Origin of the sequence: Antarctobacter sediminis (genome assembly GCF_019218285.1) — a bacterium.
GTDB lineage: Bacteria > Pseudomonadota > Alphaproteobacteria > Rhodobacterales > Rhodobacteraceae > Antarctobacter > Antarctobacter sediminis.
In genome coordinates this window covers 1490275-1507272 of record NZ_JAHUZG010000001.1, presented here as the reverse complement: position 1 = coordinate 1507272, position 16998 = coordinate 1490275, and the positions used below count along the sequence as shown (strand labels likewise).

Here is a 16998-nt window from a genome sequence, read left to right as displayed (position 1 = left end):
CCGAGGCCGCGTTGCTTTGGCAGGAGCGTGGCAACAGAATGAGGGCAGGAACGACATGTTCAGGGGAATGATCGGAATGGCAGCGGCGCTGACACTGGCGGGCTGCGTCGAAGATACGGCGATGCCGGGTGCCAGCGACGGGCGCGGGCTTTTCATGGAAAATTGCGCGATCTGCCACGGGGCAGATGGCAAGGGCAACGGCCAGATGGCGCGCGCCATGACACCGCCGCCGCAGAACCTGACATTGATCAAGGTGCGGAACGGCGATGTCTTTCCCCGCGCAAAGGTGATGTCGATCATCGATGGCTATGCCCGGTCGGACCGGTCAGCTTCGTGGATGCCGGAGTTCGGCGAGTTGCTGGAGGGCGATCTGGTGCCTTACGACAGCGGCGACGGCAAGCCGACCCCGACCCCGCGCAAGCTGGTGGCATTGGCGGAATACCTCGAATCGATTCAGGCGAGCCGCTGAGCGGCCCGGCGGGACGGGACTGTTTGCGGCTTTGCCGCAAAGGCGCCCGCCCGCCGGCCCTTTGCGCGGCGCCTTGGGCGCCGGTTGCCGCTTCGGGATTCACCAGGGAACAGGCGCGCCATGATCCCCGGACGCATCCCTCGCTTTTCTGAGGGCCTGGGCCAGACCGTGCCCCGATGCAAGGACAAGCCACGCTTTGCGTGGGGCTGCGCCTCCTTGCATCGCGCCCCGGTCCGGCCCTGATCGGCCTCAAGCGAGAGATGGCTCCGGGGAACATGGCTGAGCACCGGTCCACCGAAGGTGGCAATCTGTCCGGGGGACAGATTGAGCGGGGAACGGGCGGAGCCCAAGAGGTGCGAAGGGGGGGTGGCCGTCAGCGGCTGACCGATTTGCGGACCATGTCCCAGTAGAGATCCTGCACTTCGGGGACGCTCAGGCGGCCTCCGGGGCGGTACCATGTGGTCACCCCCGTCAGCATGGCAATCACCGCCAGAGTGGCCAGTTTCGTATCCGTCACGTCGAAACAGCCCGCGGCGACGCCGGCGCCAAGGATCGATTCCAGCGCATCCTCATAGTCGCGCCGCAGGCCTTCGATCACCGCGAAATTCTCGGGCGTGAGGTTGCGCAGTTCCATGTAGGCGATGAAGACCAGTTGCGGTCGTTCAAGGTGAAATTCGATGTGGAAGCGAACGAAATCCTCAAGCCGCGCCAGTGGGTTGTCTGGTTCCGGACGGGTGCGCCACTCGGCCAGCAGTTCGTCCATGTGATCCTGCATCAGGGAAAACAGCAGTGCCTGTTTGTCCGGCGTGTAATTATAGAGTGCCCCCACCTGAAGCCCGACCTGTGAGGCGATCTGGCGCATCGAGACCGCCGCGTAGCCATGTTCCGCGAAAAGCCGCAAAGCGGCGTCTCGGATGCGGGGGCGTGTTGTCCCGGCGTGACTTCCCTGAGTGCGTGCCATGGGCGGCATGATTATCTGAACAACCGTTCAGATCAACCCGGGTGCTTGCCAGTCTTCGCGGGCTGGGGCATGACTGACACATGTTCATGCATCTGCGCCACAGTCTGACCTGCGCAATCCTCCTTGGGGGGCTGGGTGCCTGTACCCAGTTTCCGGAACTGGATGCGGTTCAGACCCCGGGCGTGGCCACGGCGGCCTATCCCGACCTTTTGCCGATCGAGGATCTGTTGAACGGTCCGGTGCCGCAGGCGGATGCGGCGGCGATTGCCTCTGTTCAGGGGCGGGTATCGGCATTGCGGGCCCGGGCCGCTCGGTTGCAGCGTGTTCAGGGCGACCCCGGTGACGTTGATGGCCGGATGGCGCGTTTGCGTCGAAAAGCGGCGGATCTCCGGTCGTATTGACGGGATGCGGCGGCTGCATTGACTTGCGGTACCGCGTGCCCTTGTCCCCGGCGAGGCTTGGCGCTAACCCGGGCGCGAAGTTTTCCGGCGAAGAAGGAGCCCTTTCATGTCCCAGCCACTGCGTCTTGGTATTGCCGGTCTGGGGACCGTGGGCACCGGCGTCGTCAAGATCGTCCGCCAGAAGGCGGCGCTGTTGGCCGACCGTTCGGGCCGCAGCATCGAGATCACCGCCGTGTCCGCCCGCACCCGCGACAAGGATCGTGGCGTGAACCTGTCGTCCTACGCGTGGGAGGACGATCCGGTGGTGCTGGCGACCCGCGACGATGTGGATGTCTTTGTCGAACTCATGGGCGGCAGTGACGGACCGGCGAAGGCCGCCGTCGAAGCGGCCCTGAAGGCGGGCAAGGATGTGGTCACGGCCAACAAGGCGATGCTGGCCCACCACGGGCAGGCGCTGGCGACACTGGCCGAGGAACACGGCGCGGTCTTGCGGTTCGAGGCGGCGGTTGCCGGCGGTATCCCGGTCATCAAGGCGCTGACCGAAGGGCTGGCCGGCAATGATATCGAGCGCGTCATGGGGGTCATGAACGGCACCTGCAACTACATCCTGACGCGGATGGAAGACGGCGGCCTGACCTACGACGAAGCCTTTGCCGAGGCCGACGGGCTGGGCTATCTCGAGGCCGATCCGCAGCTTGACGTTGGCGGGATCGACGCAGGCCACAAGCTGTCGCTGCTGTCGTCCATCGCCTTTGGCACACAGGTGCATTTCGACGGCGTGGAACTGGAGGGGATCGGCTCGGTCACCATCGAGGACATCCGTCAAGCTGCCGACATGGGGTTCCGCATCAAACTGCTGGGGGTCGCACGGATGACCGGCCGGGGACTGGAACAGAGCATGGCGCCCTGTCTGGTGCCGGCGGCTTCGCCGCTGGGGCAGCTTCAGGGCGGCACCAACATGGTCGTGATCGAAGGCGATCAGGTGGGCCAGATCGTGATGCGCGGTGCCGGTGCCGGGGAAGGTCCGACCGCCAGCGCCGTCATGGGTGATGTGATGGATGTGGCTCGCGGCCTGCGCGTGTCGACTTTTGGCCGTCCTGCGGGGGCACTGGTCAAGGCGGTTCCGGCCAAGGCCTCGACCCCGGCGCCCTATTACCTGCGGGTGATGCTGGCGGACAAGCCGGGGGCATTGGCCAAGGTGGCCACCGTGCTGGGCGAGGCCGGCGTTTCGATCCACCGCATGCGCCAGTATGACCATACCGACGACAGCGCACCGGTCCTGATCGTGACACACAAGACCACGCGCGCCGCGCTGGATCAGGCTTTGTCCGGGATGGATGCGACAGGCGTGGTCATGAGCACGCCCGTGGCGCTGCGCATCGAAGAGGTCTGACGGCCGGGATCGCCCCGGATGACGTTGCGTAATCAAATTGTTTTGCGCAGGCGCGGTTTTCGGTTAACCTTTTTCGGGACGATCAAACGGGCGCCTGTCGGGTGCCACCGGGGCGTGGCTTCGGCGGCATAGCCAAGGCTGAAAAGGCATGACGGACGCCCTGTCGGGGGGACTGTCATGCCGCAACAAAACTTTGGAAAACCGGTGAACGGAACCGACGGGGACGATGTCCTTGCGGCTCCGGACCGGACCGCACCCACGAAATTCAACGGTGGCGACGGCAATGACCGTATCACCGGGTCGAACGCGGGCGACGAGATCAATGCCGGTGATGGCAATGACACGGTACAGGGGGGGGGCGGCGACGATCTGATCCGTGGCAATGACGGCGACGATACGGCGGTTTATCTGGGCTCGATTTTCGACTTCCTGATCTATGACGGGCAGGGCAATGCCACGGTGGTCGAGGACACGAACGCCGGCGATGGCGACGAAGGCACCGATACGCTGAAACATGTCGGCACGCTGGAGTTCGCGGATTTCACCTATTCCGTTGGGGCGAACAACGCGCCTCTGGTGCTGTTGACCGATCAGGTGACGGACGAGGACACGCCGCTGGATTTCAGCTTTGACGTCTTCGATTTCGACGGCGGGACCCTGGTGCTGGATGACCTGAGTGTCACGGGGGGCAGCGTATCGGTGGCAGCGCCCGTGCCAGCGCCACAGGGCAACTACATCGGCGCGACCTATCAGGTCACGTTCGATCCGGGCACCGCGTTCCAGTATCTGGCCCAGCAAGAGAGTTCGGTCCAGTCGATCACGGTGCAGGTTTCGGACGGTCAGGGCGGCGTGACGGTGGTCAGCCGTAACATCATCGTCGAAGGGGTGAACGACCCGGTGGTGATTGATGCCGGGGCGTCGGATTTCGTGGGTGCAGTCACAGAGGACGACAGTGCGCCGCTTCTTGAGGACACCGGCGACATCGCCTTTTCCGATGTCGATCTTTCCGACACCCATGATGTCACGGTCGTCCTGACCGGCTTGGACGGACCGGTGCAGGGGTTCACCGAAGAGGATGCGCTGGGCTTTCTGGGCGTTGTCGTCTCGGACACGTCGGGCGTGGCGCTGGGCACGGCGACATGGACCTTTGCAGTGCAGAACGATGAGTTCCAGTACCTTGGCCTCGGGGATGTGCTGACATTTACCTATGACGTTACCTTGTCGGACGGAAATGGCAGCACGGCAACGGAAACGGTGACTGTCACCATAGCCGGCGTCAACGACGACCCCGAGATCACCGGCGACACCGTGGGCCGGGTGACAGAGGATACGATCCTGACCGCCTTTGGCCGGTTGTTCGGGTCGGACGTGGATTTCGAGACGGAAAATCTGACGTGGTCGGTGGAAAACGACGGGATCGGCGAGCATGGCAATATCTCGGTCGATTTGTTCGGCGGCTGGACCTATCAACTGAACAACACTGATCCCGACGTTCAGAACCTCGATCTTGGTGAAACCCTGTTCGACGAGTTCCTGTTTGCGCTGGAGGACGGCGAAGGCGGGCGCGCAACGCAGACGGTGACCATCAGCATTTTCGGGCTCGACGACGGCGAGAACGTGATCAACCCGCTGTTGCAGACCTTTGAGGACGGTGTCAGCGGTGGCCCCGGGCAACTGAGCTTTGTCGGACCGTGGCGCACGGTCAACGGCATGGAGATCTTCAGCCTTGGGCGCGACACCAACCCCTATAACCCAGCCCTGCAATCGGGAATGTTCGTGGCGACCAACAGCGCGGGCGAGGTTGCGATCGCGCGCGAAACGAATTTCGATCTCGAAAGCGCCTATTTCACCTCGCCCTTCGCGCCGACCATGACGCTGCTGGTGTCAGGCTATGATGACGATGTTCTGATTGGCACGCAAACCCTGACCCTGACGCGGGGCGCCACCAGTTTCGTCGAATTCGACGACACGATCTTTGACAACGTGGACGAGGTGCGTTTCGAGGCTGCGGGGCAGTTCTTTGCCATGGATGACCTGTTGATCGTCGGTTGAGCGGCCGGATATCGCGAATTGCCACAGCTTCCGGAGCTTTGGCCGCTATCCCCTTGCGGCCCTTGCCGGTGGCGGGGTAGTCACGAGACGACGCGGCACTCACGAAGGATTACCGGCGATGTCCACCCCCATTGATTTCAATGACCGTATGTTGTCCCTGGGCCTGGCCCGCGTGGCCGAGCAGGCCGCCATCGCCAGCGCAGACTGGATCGGACGCGGCGACGAAAAGGCCGCCGATCAGGCCGCCGTCAACGCCATGCGCGAACAGCTGAACAAGCTGGACATCAAGGGTGTCGTCGTCATCGGCGAAGGCGAACGCGACGAAGCGCCGATGCTGTACATCGGTGAAGAGGTCGGCAATGGCGACGGCCCCGGTGTGGACATCGCGCTGGACCCGCTGGAAGGCACCACGCTGACCGCCAAGGACATGCCCAACGCGCTGACCGTGATCGCAATGGGGCCGCGTGGCTCGATGCTGCATGCGCCTGACGTCTACATGGAAAAGCTGGCCATCGGTCCGGGCTATCCGGAAGGGATCGTCACGCTGGACATGCCGCCCGCAACCCGCGTGTCGGCTCTGGCCACCGAGAAGGGCTGTGGCCCCAGCGATATCACCGTCTGTATCCTCGAACGTCCGCGCCACGAAGAGATGATTGCCGAGGTTCGCGCGACGGGCGCGTCGATCCGGTTGATCACCGACGGGGACGTTGCAGGTGTGATGCATTGTGCCGAGCCGCAGGTGACCGGCATCGACATGTACATGGGATCGGGTGGCGCCCCCGAAGGTGTGCTGGCCGCCGCGGCGCTGAAATGCATGGGCGGGCAGATCTTTGGTCGCCTGCTGTTCCGCAACGACGATGAACGTGGCCGTGCCGCCAAGGCGGGGATCACCGATCTGGACAAGATCTATTCTCGCGACGAGATGGTGACCGCGGATGTGATCTTTGCCGCCACCGGCGTGACCGGCGGTTCGCTGCTTCCGGGGATCAAGCGCGAGGTGGGCTGGATCACCACCGAGACGCTGCTGATGCGGTCGAAGACCGGTTCGGTCCGGCGCATGACCTATCGCAACCCGTTCAAGCACACCGCCTGACCGGATCCCGGGGAGGGGGGCGCTGCCCCCCGTCGCCACGGCGACTCCCCCCGGAGTATTTTTGCCAAGAAGAAGCCGGGAGAGCGTTTGTCCTATCTTGGGGTCGAGAACAGCCTGACCGGGCGTCGCTGGGTCGGTCCCGACCCGGAGGTGACGCGGCAGGCGGAACATCTGGTGCAGCGGACGACGCTGAGCCATCCGTTGTGCAGCATCCTTGCACGGCTGGGCGTTTCCGCCGAGGAGGCCGAGAGCTTTCTCACGCCAACCATGCGGGCGCTTTTGCCGGATCCGCGGTCTTTGAAGGATATGGAGACCGCCGCGGCGCGTTTCTTGCGGGCGGTGCGGGAACGACAGCGGATTGCGGTCTTTGCCGATTATGACGTTGATGGGGGCGCGTCGGCGGCGCTGTTGATCGACTGGCTGCGCCAGATGGGGCGGTCTGCGACATTATACGTTCCGGACCGAATCGACGAGGGCTATGGCCCCAATGTGCCCGCCATGACGGCGCTGGCTGCTGATCATGACCTGATCATCTGTGTCGATTGCGGCACGCTTTCGCATGAACCGATTGCCGCCACCAGGGGCATGGCCGAGGTGGTGGTGCTGGACCACCATCTGGGCGGCGAGACGCTGCCTGATTGCGTGGCCGTTGTGAACCCCAACCGGCAGGATGAGGATGGAGCGCTTGCGCATCTATGTGCGGCGGCGGTGGTGTTTCTGATGCTGGTCGAGGCGGGGCGACAGTTGCGCGAGGCAGGTGCCCGGGGGCCGGACCTGATGGCGGCGCTGGATCTGGTGGCCTTGGCCACGGTGGCGGATGTGGCGCCGCTGAAAGGTGTGAACCGGGCTTTTGTACACCAGGGGTTGAAGGTCATGGCCGGCCGGGCCCGCCCGGGGCTGGTGGCGTTGTCGGATGTGGCGCGGCTGGAGCGGGCGCCGGCGGCCTATCACCTGGGGTATGTCATGGGGCCGCGGATCAATGCCGGCGGGCGGATTGGCAAGGCCGATCTTGGCGCGCGCCTTCTGGCCTGTGACCAGCCGGCCGAGGCGCAGGCCATGGCGGAACGACTGGACCAGTTGAACACCGAACGGCGTGAGATCGAGGCCTCGGTGCGGGCGGCGGCGCTGGCGCAGGCCGAGGCTCGTGGTCTGGATGCGCCCTTGGTCTGGGCGGCGGAGGATGGCTGGCATCCCGGCGTGGTGGGTATCGTGGCCTCGCGCCTCAAGGAGCAGACGAATCGTCCTTCGGTGGTGATCGGGTTCGATGGGGATGAGGGCAAAGGCTCGGGCCGGTCGGTGCAGGGCGTGGACCTTGGGGCGGCGATCCAGCGGCTGGCTTCGGAAGGGTTGCTGGTCAAGGGGGGCGGACACAAGATGGCTGCCGGTCTGACCGTGATGCGAGACCAGCTGGAACCGGCCATGGCGCGTCTGTCCGAGCTTTTGGCGCGTCAGGGCGCAGGGCAGGGGGGGGCTGCGGATCTGCGAGTGGATGGCGTTCTGATGCCTGCCGCAGCGACGGTGGATCTTGTCGAGCAACTGGAGCGGGCGGGCCCCTTTGGGGCTGCCGTCCCCGGGCCGCGTTTCGCGCTGCCTGACATGCAGATCCGTTTTGTCCGCCGGGTCGGGCAGGGGCACCTCAAGCTGTCGGTGTCCGACGGGTTGGGCACCACGCTGGATGTGATCGCCTTTTCCGCCTTCGAGGGGCCGCTTGGGCCCGCGCTTGAGGATCATCAGGGCGCGCGATTCCATCTTGCGGGCAAGCTGGACATCAACTTCTGGCAGGGCCGGTCGACGGTTCAACTGCGTCTGGACGATGCCGCCCCGGCGGCCGAGAGCGCCTGAAAACCGGTTTTTGAAGGCTCCGCTACGGAAGGCCAAAAAAACTGAATTTTCTGCTTGCAAGCTTCGCGCGCTTTCCATAGAACCCGCCTCACGCCGCAGCGATGGTCACACAGACAGCGCCACGGCGGAACAGAGTGGCCCGTTCGTCTATCGGTTAGGACGCCAGGTTTTCAACCTGGAAAGAGGGGTTCGATTCCCCTACGGGCTGCCACTTCTTCTCATAAATACCTGATAAGACAGGAAATATGCCGCTCAGCGGGCTGCGACTGTATGCTTGTATTCGCGGGGTGTGGTGGCGTTGAAACCGGAGTGGCGGGCGCAAATCCGGTGTCGTTGCGCATTGGCGCGCCGGTGAGAGCAATCGCGACGCCGGGTCTAAGGCGCATCCCGCGTTTTCGGTCTTCGTTGCCAAAAGCGCCTGCGGCGACCGGGACCAATGGCACGGAATCGCCTGGCAGACCATTTCGCGTCCCACTGGGAAAAAGCAGGCCGAATCCATCGGAATGCCGGGCGGGATCGCTCAGTCCTGTTGTGTCAGCGCCCAGTCTATGGCGGCTTCGGCCTCGGCCATGCGGGCGGGGGCCAGCGCAAGCCAGAGGTCCAGCGCGCGGTCACTGTGCGCGTCCATACCGGCAAGCCGATGGGCCAGAATGCAGCCTTGTGCCACCCATGCGGCGCGCATGACGGCGTCCGCCGCCATCAGCCGCGCAGTCGGTGGGGCGGCTTTCACCCGGTCGACCACGGCAGTGAACCTGTCGGCGACTTCGGGACAGGCATCCGCGCGCGCCGTAAAGGCGGCCAGCGCGGTTTCGTCTTTCAGCAACCGGCGCAACACGAGGTCCTGCGCCTGCATGCCGGTGGTGCCTTCGTAAATGGTGGTGATCCGAACATCGCGGAAATGCCGCTCGGCGGGCCATTCGCGCGTGTATCCCGCGCCGCCCAGCAGTTGGATTGCGTCGCTGGCATTGGCCTGTCCCAGTTCGCCGCCAAAGGTCTTGGCCAGTGGCAAAAGGCAAGGCGCAAGCGCTTCGGCCTGCGCATCGCCAGCACGGGCCATGTCCAGCGTGCAGGCGGTTTCCAGCACCAGTGCAGCCAGCAACAGCGCCCGCGCCCGCATGGTCAGCAACATGCGCTGCACGTCCGGATGCGCGGTCAGCGGCAGCGGCGGGGCGTCGGGTGCGCCGCCCTGACGCCGGTCCTCGGCATAGCGGTGCGCCAGTTCGGCGCAGGTGGCCGCCACGCCCGCGCCCTGTGTGCCCACCTGCAACCGCATCCGTTCGATCATGTGGAAAAGGGCAGGCAAGCCGCGACCCGGCGTGCCGATCATCACGCCCTGCGCATTTTCGAAACGCAAAACGCAGGTCGGCGAGCCGTGCAGGCCCAGTTTCTCCTCGATCCGTTCGACATGAATGCCGTTTGGTGCGCCGTCTTCGGTGATGTCGGGGACAAGAAACAGCGACAGACCGCGCGTGCCCTCCTGTGGCGCGCCGGTGCGCGCCAGCAGCAGGTGGCCGATCCGGTCCGTCATGTCGTGATCGCCAAAGCTGATCCAGCACTTCGTGCCGCTGATCCGCCAGGTGCCGTGGACCGCTTCGGCCTTTGTGCGAATGCGTCCCACGTCAGAGCCAGCATCAGGTTCCGAGATACAAATCGTTGCGGCCCATTGCCCTGTGGCCAGCATCGGGCACCATTCGGCGGCCAGCTTTGGCGCATTGGCGGCAAGGCAAAAGGCGGCGGCCCGGCTGGAACCGGGAAGCATCATGAAGGGCAGGGCGGCGCCCTCCATCGGCAGCGCGGCGGCCACGTGCAGCGCCAGAGGCAGGCCCATGCCGCCCAGATCCTCGGGCAGGTCGGCAGCCAGCCAGCCGCCTTCGCCAAGGGCGCGATAGGCCGCGGCATATCCGTCTGGCGTGCGCACGCGACCGTTTTCCACCCGGCAACCGGTTTCATCAGCGCGGGCCGCCAACGGGGACAGCGTGTCCTCGGCCAGCTTTGCCGCCTCGCCAAGGATCTGGGTTATGGCTGTGTCGTCCAATCCGCTGTCGGCGGCCTGTTCGGCCCAACCGGGCGTGCGGGCAAGGATCTGGGCAAGAAGCTCTGGGGTCATTCGGTCACTTTCCTGACGGGAGGCAGGTCATCCGGTCAGCCCGTTCGCCCCCTCCGCCCGGGGCGGAGGGGGCTGGGGGCGGCCATGTTTCCTCCCTCATGGCGCCGGACACCCCCGCAGTTCCGGTGGCGATGTTGACTCGAATCGATTATATTGTCTACTGGGAAACAATAACGATATCGCAAACAGCGACAGACTAGGGAGGATTTGCATGGTCATGGGCCGTGACGGGACCGGTGTCCGCACCGCGCAAACCGGCGGGGGGTGCCCCCTTGGATGATCTCAAACCCGAAAGCGAGGACACAACCGTCCGCTATGGCCCGTTGGCCGGGGCGCTGGGCTTTCTGCTGCGGCTGGCGCAATTGCGCAGCTTTGCCGATTTCTTCCGGTCGTTCGAGGGGCAGGACATTCGCCCCGGAGAGCTGACCGTCCTTATGGTGCTGCACGAAAATCCCGGCATCCGGCAGGGTATGCTGGCGCGGGCGCTGTCGATCAAGCGCGCGCATATGACCAAGATGGTCCGCCAGATGGAAGAGGACGGGCTGATCCACCGCCGCGTGCCCGAAGACGACAAGCGTGCCATGGAACTGAACCTGACAGAGGCCGGGCGGGCGCGGGTGGCCGTTCTGGGGCCGATCCTCTCGGATCATGAATCGCGTGCCGCCTCGGGCTTGACTGACGCGGAAACCGCCGAGCTCAAACGGCTTTTGCGCAAGATGCTGGCGATCGGGGAAAGCGGCGCGGATTGACCGCGCCACCGGTCGCCCGACGGTCAGGTTTCCTTGCGGTCGTCGACAATGTTCATTTGTGCCTGACCGCTCTGGCCAAGGTCGACGGCGGCAAAAGCGCCGCCATGGCGCATCTGTGCCGGGTCGGTCGGGTCGCCCGGCCCCTCGGCGGCAAGGATCTCGGTCGCAAAGACCTCGGCGTTGTCCTTGGGGCGGTAGCCCAGGAAACGCGCCGCTGAATTGTCTACCGGCGCACGGTCATTGTCCGAAACGCCATAGACTACCGCAAAGCCCGTGGTCGGCGTGTCGATGGCGCGCGTCACCAGTTGCACAAGGTCATCATAGCTGAGCCAGGTGCCAAGGGCGCGCGCGCTGGTCACCTGGGCGCAGGACAGGATGCGCAGGCAGACCGATTCCAACCCGCGTTTTTCCCAGTACATCCGGCCCAGATCCTCGGCGAAACATTTGGCGAGGCCGTAGAACGTATCGGGCCGATGCGGCACGTCGGTGCCGATCCTTTCCTGCCGGGGGTACATGCCGACCGCGTGGATCGAACTGGCATAGACCACGCGGCGCAGACCCAGCCGGTGCGCGGCCTCCCAGACGTTGTAGGCGCCGATGATATTGGGGCCAAGGATCTGCTCGAACGGGGCCTCGTCCCCGATGGCGCCGAAATGCACCACCATGTCGGCCCCCTCCAGCACCTCCATCATGGCGTCCAGATCGGCAAGATCCGCGCGCATGTAGCGTTCGCCGGGGTAAAGCGTGCCGATCCCTTCGGCAAGATCGGTCGAGACCAGTTCCCCGGCCATGCGCGACAGCGGTTCGCGCAGGTAAGAGCCAAGCCGCCCGGCGGCCCCGGTCAGTACCAGTTTCTTCATGTCACAAGCCTTTCTGTCTGCGCCTCAGATCACGGCGCGTTCGATCATCGGACGGTTCTGCGCGATGCGCTCGAACCCGAAGGGGGTCAGGTCAAGACTGCGGTAGCCGCCATAGGTGATCCATTCCGACATGCCGCGGCCCATGGCCGGGCTCTGTTGCAACCCGTGGCCGGAAAATCCGTTCTGGAACAGCAGGTTGCCGATTGCCGGGTGCGGGCCAAGGATCGCGTTTTGATCCAGCGTGTTATAGGCGTAATGCCCGGCCCATTCCGTGACGATACGGATCGATTCAAAGGCCGGGATACGGGTGGCAAGGATCGGCCAGACGTGATCCTGCCAACGGTTGTGATCCATGGTGAAATCATCCGGCGCCACCGGCAGGTCCAGCTCTGGCGCGGCGCCCGCAAGATAGGTGGCCGGCCCGTCCTGCCGCACATGGACCCCTGAGGGGTCGATGGTCAGCGGCAGGTCCCGGTCCAGCGCGGTTTCCGCCGAAAAGACCCAGGTAAAGCGTTTGCGCGGTTCCACCGGGATTTCGATTCCCGCCATCGCGGCGGTGCGGGCCGCGCGCGGGCCGGATGCATTGACCACGGTGCCGCAGGCGATCTGCTCGCCCGAGGCCAGCGTCACATGGGTGATCCGGTCGCCTTCGCGCGTCATGCCCGTGACCTCGTTGGCCACGTATTCCACGCCCCGGTTACGGGCGGCCCGGCGGAACCAGTCGAACAGGATGCCGCCGTCCCAATAGCCTTCGTCCCGGGTGTTGATCGACCCCAGCAGGATGTCGTCCAACTGGTAAAAGGGATAACGCGCCGCGATGTCCGCCGGTGTCAGCAGTTCTGTTTCCGCGCCCTCCGCGCGCTGCATGTCCACGATGCTGCGCAGGTGATCGGCAAAGCCCGGATCGTCGGCAAGGTAGAGATAGCCGAAATTCTGCACGGACAGACGGGGCGCGCGGGCATCCCCGATCCGCTCTGGCAACTCCTTGATGAACGCGGCGGCGTATTGCGAAATCCGCACGTTCAACGGGTCGGAAAACTGCTGCCGCATGCATGAATTCGTATGCGCGGTCGAACACTTTTCGTAGCTGGGGTCGCGTTCCACCACCAGCACCGTGCCGTTGAAATCGGGGTTGTCCGACAGGAACCATGCGGTGGCCGACCCCATGATTGCGCCGCCGACGATGACCACGTCATAGCTGGATTTGGCGGGGTTCTTCGGGAAACCGGGTGTTGCCATCAGAGGATCTCTCCCAGCCGGGCACGGGCGAGGATCGCCTCGGCCTCGTCGCGGTCAAAGCCATAGCGGCGCGCGGCATGGTCCGGCGTGACATAGCCAAGCGCAATGTCGCGGATCAGCCGGTCCCGGTCGCGGTCTGCCGGGTTGCCATAGCCACCGCCGCCGGGAAAGGCCATGCGCACGCGCTGGCCTTCGGGCACGGCCTGACGGCCCTTGCCGCGCATGGCGGTGCCGTCCGACCGTTCGATCACCGTGGCACCGCCGGACGTGCCGCCGCGCCGCCCGCGCGCCGGATGATCCAGGCGGTCCAGCATGGCAGAGAAGTCAAAGGCATGGCCATCGCGCGCGCCGACCTCCATGTATTGACCCAGCCCGCCGCGGTGCTGACCCGCGCCGCCACTGTCGGGGCGCAGTTCCTTGCGCCAGATGATGACAGGCCCGGCCTGTTCGGTGGCCTCCACCGGCATGGTCATCACGCCCGAAGGGAAGGCCGTGGCGCTCATCCCGTCCAGCGCGGGCCGCGCGCCCGACCCGCCCGAATTGAAGGTCAAGACCTCGGCCCGCCGCGCGCCCTTTGCGCCGGGGGCCGGGCGGACCGACAGCTGAAAATTGCACAGACAGCCCGCGCCCTCGGCGGGCACCGTGCCGGGCAACAGCTTGTCCAGCGCGTCGTAAACCGTGTCGGGCACCATGTGGCCGATCACGTGGCGCAGCGCCACCGGCGCGGGAAAGGGGGCGTTGACGATGGTGCCCTCGGGGGCTGTCACCTCGAACGGGGCCAGCGAGGCGGCATTGTTCGGAATGTCCGGCGCAACGGCGCATTTCAGCGCGTAGCAGGCATAGGCCTTGGTATAGACCATGGGCACGTTGATTCCCTTGGGGTCGACGCCGCTGGTGCCGGTCCAGTCACACAGGATGCGGTCCCGTTCGATGCTCAGATGCACATGCAGGTCGATCGGCGTGGCATAGCCGTCGATCCTCATGTGGCCCTCGGCCTTGCCCGGTGCCAGCGCATTGATCCGTTCCAGCGTTGCGCTGCGCGAGTTGGTCAGGATGAAGTCCGAAATCCCCGACAGGTCGGTCAGGGCGAATTCCGCCATCATCTCCAGCAGGCGCCGCATGCCGATCTCGTTGCAGGCCGCCAGCGCGTGGATGTCGCCGACCAACTGGTCCGGTTCGCGCACGTTGCCCCGAATGATCGCCAGCAGCGTGCGGTCTACCGCGCCCCGTTCGGCAAATTTCATCACCGGCAGGTACAGGCCCTCTTCGTGGACGTCATTGGCATCCGCGCCAAAGCCGCGCCCGCCAATATCGGTCACATGGGCGGTGCAGGCGAAAAAGCCGATCAGCGTCTCGTTGCGAAAGACCGGCGTGACCACGGTGATGTCATGCTTGTGGCCGGTGCCCTCCCAAGGGTCGTTGGTCAGGTAAACATCGCCGGGAAACATGTTTTGCCGCCCGATGCGGCGGATGAAATGGCCCACGGCGTCGGCCATGGCGTTGACATGGCCGGGTGTGCCGGTCACCGCCTGCGCCAGCATCTGCCCGGCATCGTCATAGACCCCGGCAGACAGGTCGCCCGCCTCGCGGACCGAGGGCGAAAAGGCCGTGCGCACCAGCGCCTGCGCCTGTTCCTCGACGACCGAGATCAGCCGCGTCCACATCACCTGATAGGCCACTTGCGACGGTTCAGACATGAGCCTTCTCCCTTGTTTCGGCAGGGGCGGTTTGCGGCAGCCGCACGTCCAGCGTGCCATCTGCCAGAACGGCAACCTCGCGGCTGGCGGGGACGATCACCGTGGTTTCATCCTCTGTCACCAATGCCGGACCGGTCAGCCGAGCGCCCACGCCCATCTCCGCCCGGGCCACCACGCGCGCGGTCAGGCGCTGGCCCTGCGCGGGGTCGAACAGCGGTCGGGTGGCGCTGGTCTCGACCTCGGTCAGCGTTTCGGGCGGCGTCAGCTCGGCCGGGGTGGGGCGGGTGGTGAAGGCATTGACGGACCAGACGGTGATCTCGGCCTCCAGCCCTTCGACGGTGCGCCCGAACAGGGCGGTGTATTCCGCTTCGAACCGCGCTTGCAGCCGGGCGGCATCGGGCGCTTCCATATCCTCGGGCGGGACTGGCACCGGGATTTCCCAACCCTGACCCGCATAGCGCATGAAAACCTTGGCCTCTGCCGCGATCGGGGCTTTGGCATCACAGCTGCGGACAAAACTTTCCGCCTCGGCGCGCAGGTCGCGGAACAGCGCCCGCACCTCATCCGGGGCAAAGGCGCGCATCCGGGTAAAGACCGACCGCGTCGCCTCGAAGCTGAAGGGGGCGCGCAGGAACCCGATGGCCGAGCCGACACCCGCCCCCTGCGGCACAAGGCACCGCGCCACGCCCAGCTTTTCGCACAGGCGCGCGGCATGCAGGGGGGCAGCCCCGCCAAAGGCGATCATGGTGTAGTGCGACAGGTCCTCGCCGTTTTCCACCGCGTGAACCCGTGCCGCGTTTGCCATGTTTTCATCGACCACCTCGGCCAGTCCATAGGCGGCCTCTTCGGCCCCCATGTCCAGGGGGGCGCCCAGATGCGCGGCCAATGCCGCCTGCGCGCGGTCGGGCGACAGGGGGATCGACCCACCGGCGAAATTTTCCGGGTCCAGCTTGCCCAGCACAAGGTCCGCATCGGTCACGGCAGGTCTTTCGCCGCCGCGCCCATAGCAGGCGGGACCGGGTTCGGACCCGGCGCTTTCGGGGCCGACGCGGATCTGGTTCATGCCGTCCACATGCGCCAGCGATCCGCCGCCCGCGCCGATTTCCACCATGTCGATGACCGGGATCGAAATCGGCATGCCCGATCCTTTCTTGAACCGGTAGCTGCGCGCCACCTCGAACACCCGTGCCGTGCGCGGGGCGCGGTTCTTGATCAGGCAGATCTTGGCCGTGGTGCCGCCCATGTCGAAACTCAGCACCCGGTCCAGCCCGTGCCGTGCGGCGATTTCGGCGGCAAAGATCGCGCCGCCCGCCGGGCCGCTTTCGACCAGCCGCACCGGAAAGCGCGCGGCCATGTCCAGCGACAGGATGCCTCCGCCGGAATGCATCAGGAAAACCGGGCAATCGGCGCCCTCGGCGGCCAGCCGGTCCCTGAGCCGTCCAAGGTACGAGGCCATCAGAGGGCGGATATAGGCATTGGCGATGGTGGTGTTGAAACGCTCGTATTCCCGCATCTGGGGCGAGACCTCGGAGGACAGCGAGACATCCACGCCCGGCAGTTTCTCGGCCAGCACCTCGGCCACAAGGCGTTCATGCGCGTCATTTGCATAGGCGTGCAGCAGGCCCACCGCGACGCTTTCATAGCGACCGGCGCGCAGCGTGTCCGCCAGCGACTCGATCTCGGCCCGGTCCAGCGGGATCAGCACACCGCCATCCGCGTCCAGCCGTTCGCGCAGCGTATAGCGGCGGTTGCGCGGCAACAGCGGTTCCGGCAGCGTCAGGTTCAGGTCGTATTGTTCGAACCGGCTTTCGGTGCGCATTTCGATCACGTCGCGAAAACCCTCGGTGGTCACCAAAGCGGTGCGCGCGCCGCGCCGTTCAATCAGCGCATTGGTGGCCAGCGTCGTGCCATGGATCACCTGCGCGATCTCATCCGGCCCGATACCCGCCTGGGCGCAGACGCGGGCCATGCCAAGGGCGATGGCATCCTCGGGCGCGGCATAGGTGGTCAGAACCTTGGTCGATACCATCCCGGCGGGCGTTTCCAGCACGACATCGGTAAAGGTTCCGCCGATATCGACCCCAAGGCGGCAAGGCATCCCGGTCATCTGTCACTGTGCTCCTGTCGGTGATGCC

At 65.4% G+C, this 16998-nt stretch carries 13 protein-coding genes and 1 tRNA gene; 8 read left to right on the top strand and 6 right to left on the bottom strand.

Annotated features, from left to right (window positions below; all coding sequences use genetic code 11):
* Positions 1 to 67 precede the first annotated feature (67 nt).
* Positions 68 to 469, top strand: a complete 402-nt coding sequence (locus tag KJP30_RS07265) for a c-type cytochrome (RefSeq protein ID WP_224874423.1) — start codon at positions 68 to 70, stop codon at positions 467 to 469.
* 373 nt (positions 470 to 842) lie between these two features.
* Here the strand turns inward: KJP30_RS07265 and KJP30_RS07260 are convergent, their stop codons facing one another.
* Positions 843 to 1430, bottom strand: a complete 588-nt coding sequence (locus KJP30_RS07260) for a TetR/AcrR family transcriptional regulator (RefSeq protein ID WP_218448300.1) — start codon at positions 1428 to 1430, stop codon at positions 843 to 845.
* Between the two features lie 80 nt (positions 1431 to 1510).
* Here KJP30_RS07260 and KJP30_RS07255 point away from each other — a divergent pair, with 80 nt between their 5' ends.
* From KJP30_RS07255 to KJP30_RS07230, 6 genes are all read left to right on the top strand, one after another.
* Entirely contained in the window at positions 1511 to 1831 is a 321-nt protein-coding gene (locus tag KJP30_RS07255) for a hypothetical protein (protein WP_218448299.1), read from the top strand.
* A gap of 106 nt (positions 1832 to 1937) precedes the next feature.
* Positions 1938 to 3224, top strand: a complete 1287-nt coding sequence (locus KJP30_RS07250; RefSeq protein WP_218448298.1) for a homoserine dehydrogenase — start codon at positions 1938 to 1940, stop codon at positions 3222 to 3224.
* 204 nt (positions 3225 to 3428) lie between these two features.
* Entirely contained in the window at positions 3429 to 5276 is a 1848-nt protein-coding gene (locus KJP30_RS07245) for a VCBS domain-containing protein (protein WP_218448297.1), read from the top strand.
* Between the two features lie 118 nt (positions 5277 to 5394).
* Positions 5395 to 6369: a class II fructose-bisphosphatase gene (gene glpX, locus KJP30_RS07240; protein WP_218448296.1), complete on the top strand. Its 975-nt coding sequence runs from the start codon at positions 5395 to 5397 to the stop codon at positions 6367 to 6369.
* A gap of 87 nt (positions 6370 to 6456) precedes the next feature.
* A complete protein-coding gene (gene recJ / locus KJP30_RS07235) occupies positions 6457 to 8211 on the top strand; it encodes a single-stranded-DNA-specific exonuclease RecJ (RefSeq protein ID WP_218448295.1) in 1755 nt (584 codons plus the stop codon).
* Positions 8212 to 8347: 136 nt separating this feature from the next.
* A tRNA-Glu gene (locus tag KJP30_RS07230) sits at positions 8348 to 8422 on the top strand.
* 309 nt (positions 8423 to 8731) lie between these two features.
* Here the strand turns inward: KJP30_RS07230 and KJP30_RS07225 are convergent.
* Positions 8732 to 10318, bottom strand: coding sequence for an acyl-CoA dehydrogenase family protein (locus KJP30_RS07225; protein WP_218448294.1), 1587 nt, complete (start codon positions 10316 to 10318; stop codon positions 8732 to 8734).
* Between the two features lie 272 nt (positions 10319 to 10590).
* Here KJP30_RS07225 and KJP30_RS07220 point away from each other — a divergent pair, with 272 nt between their 5' ends.
* Entirely contained in the window at positions 10591 to 11067 is a 477-nt protein-coding gene (locus KJP30_RS07220; protein WP_218448293.1) for a MarR family winged helix-turn-helix transcriptional regulator, read from the top strand.
* Between the two features lie 23 nt (positions 11068 to 11090).
* On the opposite strand, the gene KJP30_RS07215 is transcribed toward KJP30_RS07220, so the two are convergent.
* Genes KJP30_RS07215 through KJP30_RS07200 form a run of 4 tightly spaced genes read right to left on the bottom strand, consistent with a single transcriptional unit; the run spans position 11091 to position 16970 of the window.
* Complete coding sequence (locus KJP30_RS07215; protein ID WP_218448292.1) at positions 11091 to 11927, bottom strand: NAD-dependent epimerase/dehydratase family protein; 837 nt, start codon at positions 11925 to 11927, stop codon at positions 11091 to 11093.
* Between the two features lie 24 nt (positions 11928 to 11951).
* Positions 11952 to 13166 (bottom strand): NAD(P)/FAD-dependent oxidoreductase, encoded by a 1215-nt coding sequence (locus KJP30_RS07210; RefSeq protein WP_218448291.1) that lies wholly within the window; start codon positions 13164 to 13166, stop codon positions 11952 to 11954.
* On the bottom strand, positions 13166 to 14863 hold the full coding sequence (locus tag KJP30_RS07205) for a hydantoinase B/oxoprolinase family protein (protein ID WP_218448290.1): 1698 nt from the start codon (positions 14861 to 14863) through the stop codon (positions 13166 to 13168). Before KJP30_RS07205 ends, KJP30_RS07210 begins: the two co-directional genes overlap by 1 nt.
* Positions 14856 to 16970, bottom strand: coding sequence for a hydantoinase/oxoprolinase family protein (locus KJP30_RS07200; RefSeq protein WP_218448289.1), 2115 nt, complete (start codon positions 16968 to 16970; stop codon positions 14856 to 14858). The genes KJP30_RS07205 and KJP30_RS07200 overlap by 8 nt, the downstream gene beginning before the upstream one ends.
* Positions 16971 to 16998 lie beyond the last annotated feature (28 nt).

Excerpts from the sequence above, each read along its gene's own strand:
- KJP30_RS07265 (WP_224874423.1), top strand. The coding sequence starts at position 68 with ATGATCGGAATGGCAGCGGCGCTGACACTGGCGGGCTGCGTCGAAGAT.
- KJP30_RS07260 (WP_218448300.1), bottom strand. The coding sequence starts at position 1,430 with ATGGCACGCACTCAGGGAAGTCACGCCGGGACAACACGCCCCCGCATC.
- KJP30_RS07255 (WP_218448299.1), top strand. The coding sequence starts at position 1,511 with ATGTTCATGCATCTGCGCCACAGTCTGACCTGCGCAATCCTCCTTGGG.
- KJP30_RS07250 (WP_218448298.1), top strand. The coding sequence starts at position 1,938 with ATGTCCCAGCCACTGCGTCTTGGTATTGCCGGTCTGGGGACCGTGGGC.
- glpX (WP_218448296.1), top strand. The coding sequence starts at position 5,395 with ATGTCCACCCCCATTGATTTCAATGACCGTATGTTGTCCCTGGGCCTG.
- KJP30_RS07225 (WP_218448294.1), bottom strand. The coding sequence starts at position 10,318 with ATGACCCCAGAGCTTCTTGCCCAGATCCTTGCCCGCACGCCCGGTTGG.
- KJP30_RS07215 (WP_218448292.1), bottom strand. The coding sequence starts at position 11,927 with ATGAAGAAACTGGTACTGACCGGGGCCGCCGGGCGGCTTGGCTCTTAC.
- KJP30_RS07210 (WP_218448291.1), bottom strand. The coding sequence starts at position 13,166 with ATGGCAACACCCGGTTTCCCGAAGAACCCCGCCAAATCCAGCTATGAC.
- KJP30_RS07205 (WP_218448290.1), bottom strand. The coding sequence starts at position 14,863 with ATGTCTGAACCGTCGCAAGTGGCCTATCAGGTGATGTGGACGCGGCTG.
- KJP30_RS07200 (WP_218448289.1), bottom strand. The coding sequence starts at position 16,970 with ATGACCGGGATGCCTTGCCGCCTTGGGGTCGATATCGGCGGAACCTTT.